We start from the raw sequence: 13733 nt of genomic DNA on the forward strand, positions 1-13733 counted from the left end.
CGTAGGAGAGGAAGTCCGCCGCATGGGTTCGACCTTCTGCCCGACCACCGGCAGCCGCGCCGACCTGGAGTGGACGGTGCTGCATGCGGCCAGGACCGCTCCTATTCGAGGGGCGGCAGGTACGGCAGGTCGTCTATCCTCCGATTCAGGTGGGTCCGGATTCGGCCCTGCCCGGAATCTTGAGGAGGTGGGTCCGGTTCCCGGTACCGACGCAGGGACCGACAACGGCCAGGCGGAGCAGCCCGAGGGCCAGGGCATGAGCGGGGACACGTCCGCGGAGTCGACCGCCGAGCGCAGCGCGCGCTTCGAGCGGGACGCGCTGGAATTCCTCGACCAGATGTACTCGGCCGCGCTGCGCATGACGCGCAACCCTGCCGACGCCGAGGACCTGGTGCAGGAGACGTACGCCAAGGCCTACGCGTCCTTCCACCAGTTCCGTGAGGGCACCAACCTCAAGGCGTGGCTGTACCGGATCCTCACCAACACCTTCATCAACTCGTACCGCAAGAAGCAGCGCGAACCCCAGCGCTCCGCGGCCGAGGAGATCGAGGACTGGCAGCTCGCCCGCGCCGAGTCGCACATGTCGACGGGCTTGCGCTCCGCGGAGTCGCAGGCGCTCGACCACCTGCCCGACTCGGACGTGAAGGAAGCGCTCCAGGCGATCCCCGAGGAATTCCGCATCGCCGTGTACCTCGCCGACGTAGAGGGCTTTGCGTACAAGGAGATCGCGGACATCATGGGGACACCCATCGGTACGGTGATGTCCCGGCTGCACCGGGGCCGCCGTCAACTGCGCGGCATGCTCGAGGACTACGCCCGTGAGCGCGGGCTCGTCCCGGCCGGCGCCGGAGAGTCGAACGAAGCGAAAGGCTCGGGCTCATGAGCTGCGGAGAGCCGCACGAGACGGACTGCAGTGAGGTACTCGATCATCTCTACGAGTTCCTCGACAGTGAGATGCCGGACGTCGATCGCGACAAGTTCAAGCAGCACTTCCGGGAGTGCTCGCCGTGCCTCGAGAAGTACGGCCTCGAAGAGGCCGTGAAGAAGCTCGTCAAGCGGTGCTGCGGGCATGACGACGTGCCGACCGACCTGCGCGCCAAGGTCATGGGCCGGATCGACCTGATCCGCTCGGGCCAGGCCGTGCCCGACCACGACGTGACGGCAACGCCGCAGGAATCCTGAACGCACGGCCGTCACTCGAACGTGCTAATCCCGCCGTCATGGACTGCGGACCTCCCCTGCCCGCCCTAGGGTCCCGTGCTTGAAGCGCGTTGCCGGGGAGGGGCGTTATGGAGGCGACACCCACACGGGTACGTGGCTACGTCGTCTGTGTCGCCCTCGGCGCCCTGTTCTGCCTGCACACGCTGCCGTCGGCGCGTGCCCCCTGGTGGGCGCCGGCCCTGCTCGCCGTGCTCTACGCCGGGGGCGCGCGGCTGTCCGGGTCGTTCTATCCCGTGCTCCTCGCCGGGGCCTTCCTGCTGCCACCGTCCGCCGCCGCACTGGTCGCGGTGCCGGGGGCACTGATCGCCCCGGTCGCCGGCCGACCGGACCTGCTGCGACGGGCGTGGCGGGCGGCGCAGCTCGTGATCGCGGTGTGGGTGGCCGCCCGCGTGCACTGGGCACTGGGCGAGCACGAAGCCGCACAGGCGTCCGACTTCCCGTACGCGCTTGCGCCCGCCGGAGCCGCGGTGCTGGCGTTCTGCCTGGTCCTGACGGCGCTCGACGGCGGGATCCGGACGCTCGGCGACCGCGTGCCCGCACGGCGGGCCTGGCGCGGGCTGTTCCTGCGGTCGCTCGCGCCGATCGCCGTGCACGGTCTTGCCGGGCTGATGATGGCCGTGCTGTGGCGCAGTCCGTACGGTCCCGTCGCCGCGTTGCTCGTGCTGCTGCCGATGTGTGTGTCGTGGTGGATGTTCGCCCAGTACCACCGGGAACGCGCGGCTCATCAGGCGACCATCCGGGCGCTCGTCCAGGCCGTCGACATCAAGGACGGCTACACCCGCGGCCACAGCGAGCGCGTCGGGCAGGCCTCGATGATGATCGCGCGGGAGCTGGGCATGGCCGACGAGCGCGTCGAGGTGCTCCGCTTCGCCGGGATCCTGCACGACGTCGGGAAGCTCGGGGTGCCCACGCGGCTGCTGCGCAAGGACGGGCCGCTCACGCCCGACGAACGGCGGGTCATCGAACTGCATCCCGAGTACGGACACGAGATGGTCCGCGGGATCTCCTTCCTCGGCGAGGCCCGGGCCGCCGTACTGCATCACCATGAGCGGCTGGACGGGAGCGGGTACCCGTACGGGCTGATGGGCGGCCAGATCCCGGAGCCGGCACGGGTGGTGGCGGTCGCGGACGCCTTCGACGCGATGACGTCCAACCGGTCGTACTCGCGGGCCCGGCCGGTGCCCGTGGCCCTGCGCGAGCTGGAGAAGTGCGCGGGCTCGCAGTTCGACCCCCGTATGGTCACCGCCCTCGTCAGGGCCGTGGACCAGCACGGATGGCATCCCGCCGTGACCGCCGACGAAGCCTCCGGGCGCCCTCCCCGCCCGCCGGTCGCCAGTGCGCCGGGGGCACACCGATGAGCGCCCCGAGACCACCCCTCCTGCTCCGTCTCGTCCACGCCTGCGCCGCCCTTCTCGCCACCGTGTGCCTGCTCACCACCCTGTGGAGCGGCCTCGACGAACGCGGTACGGCCCTCGCCTTCGGGGTTCTCATCACCCTGGGTGAGCTCACCCGGTGGACGGCGGCGGAGCACAGGGAGGCCGCACCGCTCGGGGCCGCCGCCGCGCTGTCGTACGCCCTGCTGGGGGCGAACGGCGGTCAGCCGTCCGAGCACGGCGTCGCGCAGGTCCTCAGCGTCGTCCTGGCCGCCTCTCTCCTCGGCAGCGTGCCGCACATCGCGCGCGGCCGGCCCGTGCTCGACCACCTGGCCCGGCGCGTGCTCACCGTCGGCTTCGCCGCCGTCTGCTTCCAACCCCTGTACAACCAGGGCACGTTCCACGGCTGGGGCACCGCCTACGCCCTTGTCCTGCTCGCGATCCTCACCCTCACCTTCCTGTGCGACGCCCTGCTCGCCGCCGCGCTGGCACGCTCCCGGACCCGGTGGCCGTTCGGGCCGCTGCTGCGGGACGAGCTGCGGGCGACCCTCGGAATCGGGTCGGCCGTCTGCGCGACGGGCGCCGTGATGGCGCTGGCGGTCGCCGTCGCCGGGCTGTGGGCGCTGCCCGTCTTCTCGCTCCCGCTGCTGCTCACCCAGATGTCCCTGCGCCGGTACACCGCCGTCCGGGCCACCTACCGGCAGACCATCGCCTCCCTCGCCCGGGCCACGGAGATCGCCGGGTACACACCGGCCGGACATGCCCGGCGCGTCGCCGCGCTCAGCCGCGAGGTGGGGCGGGACCTGGGCCTGTCCGAGGCCGAGCTCACCGTGCTGGAGTACGCCGCCCTCATGCACGACATCGGGCAGCTCAGCCTGGTCGACCCGGTGCCGGCCGGGGCCACCGCGGGGCTGCCCGCCGAGGAACAGCGGCGGATCGCGCTGCTCGGCGGGGCCGTCGTACGGCAGACGGGGGTGAGCCCGCAGGTGGCGATGGTCGTGGAGCGGCTCGCCGATCCCTGCCCGGAGCAACCGGTCGCCGCGCGGATCGTGCGGGCGGTGAACGCCTATGAGGAGAAGGCGCGGGACGCCGGGCCCGGCGGGCCGCTGAAGGCGCTGGAGGAACTGCGGCTGGGCACCGCCGGTGACTATGCGCCGGAGGTGGTGGGGTCGCTCGCACGGGTGCTTCGAATTCAGGGGGCGGCGCGAAGCGCCTCAGGCAGGGAGGTGGTGGGTGTCGGGTGGGAGACTGTCTGACACCCCCTGTGGCTGGGTAACCCATGGGTAATGAGCGCCCTTCCAGCCGTACGTGGTTGGATGCGAATGAGAGTGTGTCCGGGGGCGAGCACTAGCCAGCCCACTCCACGGAACTGGCAGGCGGGAATCGTGAGGATCTTCGGCAAGGGACGGCACCGGCCCTCCGCCTCCTGGCGGCAGGCCACCGACCGGGCGTTCACGCTCATCGGCGACGGCCGGTACGAGGATGCGGGCGCGCTGTTGACACGTGCCGCCGATCTGGAGCCCTGGCTTTCGGAGTCCTGGTTCAACCTCGCGCTGCTGCACAAGTTCCGGCACGACTGGGAGCAGGCCCGGGCGGCCGGGCTGCGGGCCGTGGCGCTGCTCGACCGGGAGACCGGGGCGCCCGACTGGTGGAACGTCGGCATCGCGGCCACCGCCCTGCAGGACTGGCCGCTGGCCCGGCGGGCCTGGCAGGCCTACGGGCTGCGGGTGCCCGGCGGTGCGACCGACTCCGGCGAGCCGGTCGGGATGGACCTGGGCAGTGCGGCCGTACGGCTGTCCCCGGAGGGGGAGGCCGAGGTCGTGTGGGGGCGGCGGCTGGACCCCGCCCGGATCGAGGTGCTGTCGATCCCGCTGCCGTCCTCGGGGCGGCGCTGGGGCGAGGTCGTGCTGCACGACGGGGTGCCGCACGGCGAGCGGACCACGTCCGCCGGGCACGCCTACCCCGTCTTCGACGAGATCGAGCTGTGGGCGCCCTCGCCGGTCCCCACCTGGGTGGTCCTCCTGGAGGCCGCCACCGAGGCCGACCGGGACGCGCTGGAGCAGCTCGCCGCGGACGCCGGGTTCGCCGCGGAGGACTGGTCCTCCTCGGTGCGGCTGCTGTGCCGGATGTGCTCCGAGTCGCGGATGCCGTCGGACGAGGGCGACGGGGAGCATCTCGACCCCCACGATCACAGCGAGCCGGGTCACCCCGGTCCCCTGGGGCACCGGACCGACGGGCAGCTGTGGGTGCCGGAGCGGGAGTGTGGCGTGGCCGCCCCGGCCGCCTTGGTGCGGGGGCTGCTGGACGGGTGGGTTGCCGACAGCCCGGATTCGCGGGACTGGCGGGATCTCGAAGAGGTCTGCTGAGCGACCGCCGTACCCTGTATCAGCATCACACCCCCTTTTCTTGTGCAGGAAGGCATACGTCGGTCATGGCCCAGCAGGACACCGAGCAGCAGCACGCGGGCGTGCTCCCCGTGGATGACGAGGGTTTCGTCGTCGACACCGAGGACACGGAGGAGCGCGAGAACGCCTGGCATGAGCGCGGCACGTCGCGGCCGATCACCGTCGTGGGGAACCCGGTGCTCCACAAGGAGTGCAAGGACGTCACCGAGTTCGGCGCCGAGCTGGACCAGCTGGTCGCGGACATGTTCGCCTCGCAGCGCACCGCCGAGGGTGTCGGGCTCGCCGCCAACCAGATCGGCGTCGACGCGAAGGTCTTCGTCTACGACTGCATGGACGACGAGGGCAAGCGGCACGTCGGTGTCGTGTGCAACCCGAAGCTCGTCGAGCTGCCCGCCGAGCAGCGCCGCCTGGACGACAGCAACGAGGGCTGCCTGTCGGTGCCGACCGCGTACGCGCCGCTCGCCCGGCCCGACTACGCCGAGGTCACCGGGCAGGACGAGAAGGGCAACCCGATCAAGGTGCGCGGCACCGGCTACTTCGCTCGGTGTTTGCAGCACGAGACCGACCACCTGTACGGCTACCTCTACATCGACCGTCTCTCCAAGCGCGAGCGCAAGGACGCACTCCGCCAGATGGCCGAGAACGAGCCCCGCTACCCCGTGGTCGCGAACGACTGAGGCCTCCCCGCAGGCCCCACAAGCCCCTTGTGCACGGCGCTTGTTCAGGTTCACCTTCCTGACCAGGCGCCGTTCGCATGTCCGTCGCACGTTCGATCCCATACCTGCGACCAGTGATCCAAATTCAGTCACATAGGGGGAGATTCTCGGCACCCCGGGGTAGTGAATGAAGCAAATCCGTTCCCAGATCGGACAGTTGTGGTGCTGAATGGAAGAGCGGGGATACGCAACGGCGCACGCCCGGTACAGCGGGAGGGGGCGTGCACAACTACACAACTGGCGGCTGAGAGGGGTTTGTTCGTGCATGCTTTCTCACACAGCACCACATCGACACCGACGGCGGTCCCGGTTCCACCAGCACTCTCTCTTCCGGTGATCGAATCAGCGTTTCCCAGGCAGCTCCATCCGTATTGGCCCAGGCTCCAGGAGAAGACCCGCACCTGGCTGCTGGAAAAGCGGCTGATGCCGGCCGACAAGGTCGAGGAATATGCCGACGGACTTTGCTACACGGACCTCATGGCGGGGTACTACATTGGCGCCCCCGAGGACGTGCTCCAGGCGATAGCCGACTACAGTGCGTGGTTCTTCGTCTGGGACGACCGGCACGACCGCGACATCGTCCACCGCCGCCCGGCGGCCTGGCGACGGCTGCGGTTCCGCCTGCACGCGGCTCTCGACTCACCCGAGGACCACCTGCACCACGAGGACCCGCTGGTCGCGGGGTTCGCGGACAGCATGGTGCGGCTGTACTCGTTCCTGCCCGGCACCTGGAACACCCGGTTCGCCCGGCACTTCCACACGGTGATCGAGGCGTACGACCGGGAATTCCGCAATCGCACCGAAGGAATTATCCCCTCGGTCGAGGAATATCTTGCTCTGCGCCGGCTCACCTTCGCGCACTGGATCTGGACCGATCTGCTGGAGCCGGCTGCGGGACTGGAACTGCCGGATGCGGTACGGAAACATCCGGCATATCGGCGGGCCGCATTACTCAGCCAAGAATTCGCCGCCTGGTACAACGACCTCTGCTCGCTTCCCAAGGAAATCGCGGGCGACGAGGTTCACAACCTCGGAATCAGCCTCGTCAAACACGACGGGCTGACCCTGGAAGAAGCGGTGACGGAAGTCAGGCGTCGGGTCGAGGAGTCCATATCCGAATTCCGGGTGGCCGAGCATGAGGCTCTGGAATTCGCGGACTCCCTGGCCGACGGCACGGTGTCGGGAAAGGAACTCAGCGCCGCCGTGCGTGCCTGCGTCTGCAATATGCGCAACTGGTTCAGCTCGGTCTACTGGTTCCACCACGAGTCCGGCCGGTACATGGTCGACAGCTGGGACGACCGGTCCACGCCCCCGTACGTCAACAACGAAGCGGCAGGTGAGAAATGACCGTCGAGTCCGTCCGTCCCGAAGCCCAGCCCCGTGTGGCTTCGGAACTGCGTGAACCGCCCCTCGCGGGGGGCGGAGTTCCGCTTCTCGGCCATGGCTGGAAGCTGGCCCGAGATCCGCTCGCCTTCATGGCCGCGCTCCGCAAGCACGGCGACGTCGTACGCCTCAGGCTCGGCCCGAAGACGGTGTACGCCGTCACGACGCCGGAGCTCACCGGCGCGTTGGCGCTGAGCGCCGACTTCAAGATCGACGGGCCGCTGTGGGAGTCCCTGGAGGGCCTGCTCGGCAAGGAGGGCGTGGCCACGGCGAACGGCCCTCGGCACCGGCGTCAGCGGCGTACCATCCAGCCGGCCTTCCGGCTCGACGCGATACCGGCGTACGGGCCGATCATGGAGGAGGAGGCGCACGGGCTGGCCGAGCGCTGGAAGCCCGGCGAGACCATCGACTGCACCTCCGAGTCGTTCCGGATCGCGGTGCGCATCGCCGCCCGCTGTCTGCTGCGCGGCGACTACATGGACGAGCGGGCCGAGCGGCTGTGCAACGCCCTCGCCACGGTCTTCCGGGGCATGTACCGGCGGATGGTGATCCCGCTCGGGCCGCTGTACAAGCTGCCTCTCCCGCCCAACCGCGAATTCAACCGTGCCCTGGCCGATTTGCATCTCCTGGTCGACGAGATCGTCGCCGAGCGCCGGGCATCCGGTCAAAAGCCGGACGATTTGCTGACGGCATTGCTGGAGGCGAAGGACGAGAATGGCGAGCCCATCGGGGAACAGGAGATCCACGACCAGGTCGTCGCGATTGTCACGCCCGGCAGCGAAACCGTGGCCTCCACGATCATGTGGCTCCTGCATGTGCTCGCGGAACATCCGGAACACGCCGACAAGGTGTGCGCGGAGGTTGAATCCGTGACCGGCGGGCGGCCCGTGGCATTCGAGGACGTCCGCAGCCTCAGGCACACGAACAATGTCGTCGTGGAGGCGATGCGTTTGCGCCCCGCGGTCTGGATTCTGACGCGACGGGCGGTGACCGATACGTCACTTGGTGGCTATCGCATTCCGGCCGGGGCCGACATCATCTACAGCCCCTACGCGATACAGCGCGACGCGAAGTCGTATGCGGACAACCTCGAGTTCGACCCGGACCGTTGGCTTCCGGACCGTGTCAAGGACGTGCCGAAGTACGCCATGAGCCCGTTCAGCGTGGGTAACCGCAAGTGCCCGAGCGACCACTTCTCGATGGCGCAGCTGACGCTGATCACGGCGGCACTGGCCACGAAGTACCGCTTCGAGCAGGTGTCCGGTTCGAACGACGCGACCCGTGTGGGCATCACGCTCCGCCCGCACAAGCTGCTGCTGAGGCCGGTGCCGAGGGACTGAGTGGCGCTGGCGGGAGCGCCCCGAAGGGCGCGGGGCTGTGTCAGTAGGCGGCTCCGCCGAGTGGGCGCGACCAGCCACGACGGACCGGCAGATGACAAACGGCCGATCGCGGCTCTCCCAGCGGAGCGCTCACGCCGCGTTCGGCCCCTGGAAGGTCCTTCGGTAGGCGTTCGGGGTCGTCCCCAGGGCGCGTACGAACTGGTGGCGCAGCGCGGCCGCAGTTCCGAACCCTGTTCGACTCGCGATCGCGTCCACGGTCTCGTCCGTCGCCTCCAGCAACTCCTGCGCCAGCAGCACGCGTTGGCGCAGGATCCAGCGGTAGGGGGTCGTGCCGGTCTCCTGCTGGAAGCGGCGGGCGAAGGTGCGCGGGGACATCAGCGCACGCTCGGCCAGCTGCTCCACGGTGACGTCCTCGTCGAGGTGCCGTTCCATCCAGGCCAGCACCTCGCCGACCGTGTCGCAGTGGGAGCGGGGCAGCGGGCGCTCGATGTACTGGGCCTGCCCGCCGTCCCGGTGCGGCGGCACCACCATGCGCCGGGCGATCTTGTTGGCGACCTCGGGCCCCTGCTCCTGGCGCACGATGTGCAGACACGCGTCGATGCCGGCGGCGGTGCCGGCGCTGGTGATCACCGGCCCCTCGTCGACATACAGCACGTCGGACTCGACGATCGCCCCCGGATGCCGTAGGGACAGCTCCCCGGCGTGCTTCCAGTGCGCACTGCACCGCCGCCCGTCGAGCAGTCCCGCGGCACCCAGCACGAAGACGCCGGAGCACACGCTGAGCACCCGGGCGCCCCGGTCGACGGCCCTGACCAGCGCGTCCAGCAGCGCGGGCGGATAGTCACGGGTGACGTACTCGCTGCCGGCCGGTACCGCGATCAGGTCGGCCTCCTCCAGCCGCTCCAGGCCGTACGGCGTGGAGACGGTGAGTCCGCCGACATGGGTGCCCAGCGTCGGCCCCTCCGCCGAGACGACCGAGAAATCGTAGGTCGGCAACCCCTCGTCGCTGCGATCGATGCCGAACACCTCGCAGACGACGCCCATTTCAAAGAGATGCACACCGTCGAGGAGGACGGCGGCGACGTTTTTCAGCATGCTGCCAGTGTGCCTCGTTGCTGGCAGTAAATCGAGGTTGGACGGCAGTCCTGCCACTGTTCGTAAGGAGTGTACGGAGCGACAGTGGTGTCATGACTGCAGAACAGACACAGACACTGCTCGCCATGATCGTCGTCCTCGGGATGTTCGTCCTCCTGGCCCTCCCGTCACTGATCGGCGCGGTGCGCGACCGGCGCATCGACCGTCAGATCAGGGAGGCCCAGGAACGCGACAGGACCGAGACTCAGAAGTCCTCGTCCAGGTCGACGGTGCCCTCCACCGCCACCTGGTACGCCGAGGGCCGCCGCTCGAAGAAGTTGGTCAACTCCTGAACGCCCTGCAGCTCCATGAAGGAGAAGGGGTTCTCGGAGCCGTACACCGGAGCGAAGCCGAGACGCGTCAGACGCTGATCGGCGACACACTCCAGGTACTGCCGCATCGAGTCGGTGTTCATCCCCGGGAGGCCGTCACCACACAGGTCGCGCGCGAACTGCAGCTCGGCCTCGACGGCCTCCCTCAGCATGTCGGTGACCTCCTGCTCGAGCTGGTCGTCGAACAGCTCCGGCTCCTCCTTGCGGACGGTGTCGACCACTTCGAAGGCGAAGCTCATGTGCATCGTCTCGTCGCGGAACACCCAGTTGGTGCCGGTGGCGAGGCCGTGCAGCAGGCCCCGGCTGCGGAACCAGTAGACGTACGCGAAGGCGCCGTAGAAGAACAGGCCCTCGATGCACGCCGCGAAGCAGATCAGGTTCAGCAGGAAGCGGCGCCGGTCCGCCTTGGTCTCCAGGCTGTCCAGCTTCTCGACCTCGTTGATCCACTTGAAGCAGAACTCGGCCTTCTCGCGGATGGACGGGATGTTCTCGACGGCGTCGAAGGCCGCCGCCCGGTCCTCCGGGTCGGGGAGATAGGTGTCGAGCAGCGTCAAGTAGAACTGGACGTGCACGGCCTCCTCGAAGAGCTGCCGGCTCAGATACAGCCGCGCCTCGGGGGAGTTGATGTGCTTGTAGAGCGTCAGCACCAGGTTGTTCGCCACGATCGAGTCGCCCGTCGCGAAGAACGCGACCAGCCGGCCGATCATGTGCTGCTCACCCTCGGACAGCTTCGCCAGGTCGGCGACGTCCGAGTGGAGGTCGACCTCCTCGACGGTCCAGGTGTTCTTGATCGCGTCCCGGTAGCGCTCGTAGAAGTCCGGGTAGCGCATGGGGCGCAGGGTCAGTTCGAAGCCCGGGTCGAGAAGGTTGCTGTTACGGGTGGTCATTACTGGCAGGCCTCGCAGGACTCGGGGTTTTCCAGGGAGCAGGCGACGGCGTCGGACTCGGCGACCTGCTGGACGGGGATGGTCTTCTCGGGCTGGGCGGCCCGGCCCTGGGCGGCGCGGGCGATGCGGGTCGCCGGGCGCGAGCGCAGGTAGTACGTCGTCTTCAGGCCCGACTTCCAGGCGTACGCGTACATCGAGGAGAGCTTTCCGATGGTCGGCGTCTCCAGGAACAGGTTCAGGGACTGCGCCTGATCGAGGAACGGGGTCCGCGCCGCCGCCATGTCGATCAGGCCGCGCTGCGGGATCTCCCACGCCGTGCGGTAGAGCCCCCGTACGTCCTCGGGGATCCAGGCGAACTCCTGCACCGAGCCGTTCGCTTCGCGCAGCGCCTCACGGGTGCGGGCGTCCCAGACGCCGAGCTCCTTGAGCTCGTTGACCAGGTAGGAGTTGACCTGGAGGAACTCTCCGGAGAGCGTCTCGCGCTTGAACAGGTTGGAGACCTGCGGCTCGATGCACTCGTAGACACCGGCGATCGACGCGATGGTCGCGGTGGGCGCGATGGCGAGGAGGAGGGAGTTGCGCATGCCGGTGGTGGCGATACGGCTGCGCAGGGCGGCCCAGCGCTCCGGCCAGGTCAGCTCGACGCCGTAGTGGTCGGGGTGCAGGACACCGCGGGCGGTACGGGTCTTCTCCCAGGCCGGCAACGGTCCGTTGCGCTCGGCGAGGTCGGCGGAGGCCTCGTAGGAGGCGAGCATGATGCGCTCGGCGATCCGGGTCGACAGGGCTTTCGCCTCGGCCGAGTCGAAGGGCAGGCGCAGTTTGAAGAAGACGTCCTGCAGGCCCATCGCGCCGAGTCCGACCGGCCGCCACTTGGCGTTCGACCGGCCCGCCTGCTCGGTCGGGTAGAAGTTGATGTCGACGACCCGGTCGAGGAACGTGACGGCCGTGCGGACGGTGGCGTCGAGCCGCTCCCAGTCGATGTCGCCGGTCATCGTGTTCACGAAGGCGCCGAGGTTGACCGACCCCAGGTTGCAGACCGCCGTCTCCCCGTCGTCCGTGACCTCCAGGATCTCCGTGCAGAGGTTGGAGGAGTGGACGACATGGCCCGGCAGGGCCGTCTGGTTGGCGGTGCGGTTGGCGGCGTCCTTGAAGGTCATCCAGCCGTTGCCGGTCTGCGCGAGGGTGCGCATCATGCGGCCGTACAGGTCACGGGCGGGGATGGTCTTCTTCGCGAGCCCGGCCGCCTCGGCCTTCCGGTACGCGGCGTCGAACTCGTCGCCCCACAGGTCGACGAGATCCGGCACGTCCGACGGCGAGAACAGCGACCACGGCTCGTCGGCGTTGACCCGGCGCATGAACTCGTCCGGGACCCAGTGCGCGAGGTTCAGGTTGTGCGTACGGCGGGCGTCCTCACCGGTGTTGTCGCGCAGCTCCAGGAACTCCTCGATGTCGGAGTGCCAGGTCTCCAGGTACACCGCGGCCGCGCCCTTGCGCCGGCCGCCCTGGTTCACCGCGGCGACCGAGGCGTCGAGGGTCTTCAGGAACGGGACGATGCCGTTGGAGTGCCCGTTGGTGCCGCGGATCAGCGAACCCCGGGAGCGGATACGGGAGTACGACAGCCCGATGCCGCCGGCGTGCTTGGAGAGGCGGGCGACCTGGTGGTAGCGGTCGTAGATGGAGTCCAGCTCGTCCTTGGGGGAGTCGAGGAGGTAGCAGGACGACATCTGGGGATGCCGGGTGCCGGAGTTGAAGAGGGTGGGGGAGGAGGGGAGGTAGTCGAGGCGGCTCATGAGCCCGTAGAGCGCGGCGACTTCGTCCACCGACCGGGCGGTGTCGTCCTCGGCGAGACCGGCGGCGACGCGCAGCATGAAGTGCTGGGGCGTCTCGACGACCTTGCGGGTGATGGGGTGCCGCAGAAGGTACCGGCTGTGCAGGGTGCGCAGGCCGAAGTAGCCGAAGCGGTCGTCGGCGTCGGTGTCGACCAGGGCGTCGAGGCGGGCCGCGTGCAGCCGCACGAACTCGGCGGTCCGGTCGGCGATGAGGCCCTCACGGTGCCCGACCGCGACCGATCCGGTGAAGGACGTGACGCCCTGCGAGGCGGCCTCGGCGGCGATGGAGAGGGTCAGCAGCCGGGCGGCGAGCCTGCTGTAGGCGGGGTCCTCGGAGATCAGGCCGGCCGCCGCCTCGGTGGCCAGCTCGCGCAGCTCCGCCTCGTCCGCGAACGCGGACCGGCCGCGCAGCGCGGCGGCGGCGACCCGGCCGGGGTCGGCGTCGGGGAGGTCGGCGGTCAGCTCGGTCAGGGTCCGCAGCAGATCGGCACCGTGGCCCGTAGGGTCTCCGTTGAGGGTGGTGGTGGGAGACGGGTGGGCGGTTCCCGGAGCGTCCTCGTCCGTGGGGACGGTAGGAACGGCTGAGGCCGGGTCTGCTGGCGCGATGGTCACGTGGGGGCTCTCCCTCGCTCGGCACGAGGGCCTCGGCGAGGGCAGGGGGCAGCACACGAGCGCACACGGCGTCGCGTCCACCGGCCCATTCCACGAGGCCCGGACGTCGGGCGCACCGGCCGGGTGGCCGGGCGCGCTGTCGGCAGGTCCTCGGACTGACTCCTGCGCACGCCGGTTCCGGGAACAGACATGCACAAGTACACCGTTGCGGGACAGTTCCGGATTCGCACCGGATTCCCCTGCGACGACAGCGAGCATGAGCATACATCTTGTGCTCACCCGCCACGCCACCCCCAGATGTTGTGTCGTGCTGGTTTCAGAGCGTCAACTTGTAGGTGAGGAGAGTGATGTCGGCGAGCATCCGGATCTCGCCCCTCGCCGGGGCGCGCATGCCGGCCATGGGGCCGCCGGGTTGCGGGGAGTTCCGGGAGTGCTTCCATGGAGATAGGTGTCGGCGCCCCGCGGTCGCTCCGTTTCGAGAGCCTTTCTCGGAAGGAGACG

Annotated in this window: 12 protein-coding genes and 1 riboswitch; of the genes, 9 read left to right on the forward strand and 3 right to left on the reverse strand. The window is 69.4% G+C overall.

From position 1 onward, the window contains the following. Positions 1-187 precede the first annotated feature (187 nt). From sigR to ACZ7M7_RS10715, 8 genes are all read left to right on the forward strand, one after another. Positions 188-883 carry an RNA polymerase sigma factor SigR gene (sigR, locus tag ACZ7M7_RS10680; RefSeq protein ID WP_369273307.1) on the forward strand — a complete coding sequence of 232 codons (696 nt, stop codon included), beginning with the start codon at positions 188-190 and terminating at the stop codon, positions 881-883. Further along, positions 880-1182 carry a mycothiol system anti-sigma-R factor gene (gene rsrA, locus ACZ7M7_RS10685; RefSeq protein WP_328879414.1) on the forward strand — a complete coding sequence of 101 codons (303 nt, stop codon included), beginning with the start codon at positions 880-882 and terminating at the stop codon, positions 1180-1182. Before sigR ends, rsrA begins: the two co-directional genes overlap by 4 nt. 107 nt (positions 1183-1289) lie before the next feature. Beyond that, positions 1290-2579 carry an HD-GYP domain-containing protein gene (locus tag ACZ7M7_RS10690; protein ID WP_472114870.1) on the forward strand — a complete coding sequence of 430 codons (1290 nt, stop codon included), beginning with the start codon at positions 1290-1292 and terminating at the stop codon, positions 2577-2579. Beyond that, entirely contained in the window at positions 2576-3850 is a 1275-nt protein-coding gene (locus tag ACZ7M7_RS10695; RefSeq protein WP_472114873.1) for an HD-GYP domain-containing protein, read from the forward strand. Before ACZ7M7_RS10690 ends, ACZ7M7_RS10695 begins: the two co-directional genes overlap by 4 nt. Positions 3851-3979: 129 nt before the next feature. Further along, on the forward strand, positions 3980-4960 hold the full coding sequence (locus ACZ7M7_RS10700; protein ID WP_328879411.1) for a tetratricopeptide repeat protein: 981 nt from the start codon (positions 3980-3982) through the stop codon (positions 4958-4960). A 65-nt stretch (positions 4961-5025) separates the two neighbouring features. Next, positions 5026-5676: a peptide deformylase gene (gene def, locus ACZ7M7_RS10705; RefSeq protein ID WP_383602969.1), complete on the forward strand. Its 651-nt coding sequence runs from the start codon at positions 5026-5028 to the stop codon at positions 5674-5676. A gap of 300 nt (positions 5677-5976) precedes the next feature. Continuing rightward, positions 5977-7062, forward strand: a complete 1086-nt coding sequence (gene cyc1 / locus ACZ7M7_RS10710; RefSeq protein WP_383602966.1) for an epi-isozizaene synthase — start codon at positions 5977-5979, stop codon at positions 7060-7062. Then, positions 7059-8438 carry a bifunctional albaflavenone monooxygenase/terpene synthase gene (locus ACZ7M7_RS10715; protein WP_383628241.1) on the forward strand — a complete coding sequence of 460 codons (1380 nt, stop codon included), beginning with the start codon at positions 7059-7061 and terminating at the stop codon, positions 8436-8438. The genes cyc1 and ACZ7M7_RS10715 overlap by 4 nt, the downstream gene beginning before the upstream one ends. 129 nt (positions 8439-8567) lie before the next feature. Here ACZ7M7_RS10715 and ACZ7M7_RS10720 read toward each other — a convergent pair whose 3' ends face one another. Further along, complete coding sequence (locus ACZ7M7_RS10720; protein ID WP_383602960.1) at positions 8568-9533, reverse strand: GlxA family transcriptional regulator; 966 nt, start codon at positions 9531-9533, stop codon at positions 8568-8570. Between the two features lie 92 nt (positions 9534-9625). On the opposite strand from ACZ7M7_RS10720, the gene ACZ7M7_RS10725 reads away from it, so the two are divergent. Then, a complete protein-coding gene (locus ACZ7M7_RS10725) occupies positions 9626-9865 on the forward strand; it encodes a hypothetical protein (protein WP_383602957.1) in 240 nt (79 codons plus the stop codon). Here ACZ7M7_RS10725 and ACZ7M7_RS10730 read toward each other — a convergent pair. Further along, a complete protein-coding gene (locus tag ACZ7M7_RS10730) occupies positions 9778-10791 on the reverse strand; it encodes a ribonucleotide-diphosphate reductase subunit beta (RefSeq protein ID WP_383602954.1) in 1014 nt (337 codons plus the stop codon). The genes ACZ7M7_RS10725 and ACZ7M7_RS10730 overlap by 88 nt on opposite strands. Then, positions 10791-13232, reverse strand: a complete 2442-nt coding sequence (locus tag ACZ7M7_RS10735; protein ID WP_472114879.1) for a ribonucleoside-diphosphate reductase subunit alpha — start codon at positions 13230-13232, stop codon at positions 10791-10793. Before ACZ7M7_RS10735 ends, ACZ7M7_RS10730 begins: the two co-directional genes overlap by 1 nt. Before the next feature lie 124 nt (positions 13233-13356). Then, positions 13357-13496, reverse strand: a riboswitch (cobalamin riboswitch). Positions 13497-13733 lie beyond the last annotated feature (237 nt).

It is taken from the genome of Streptomyces sp. NPDC111606, assembly GCF_055656945.1.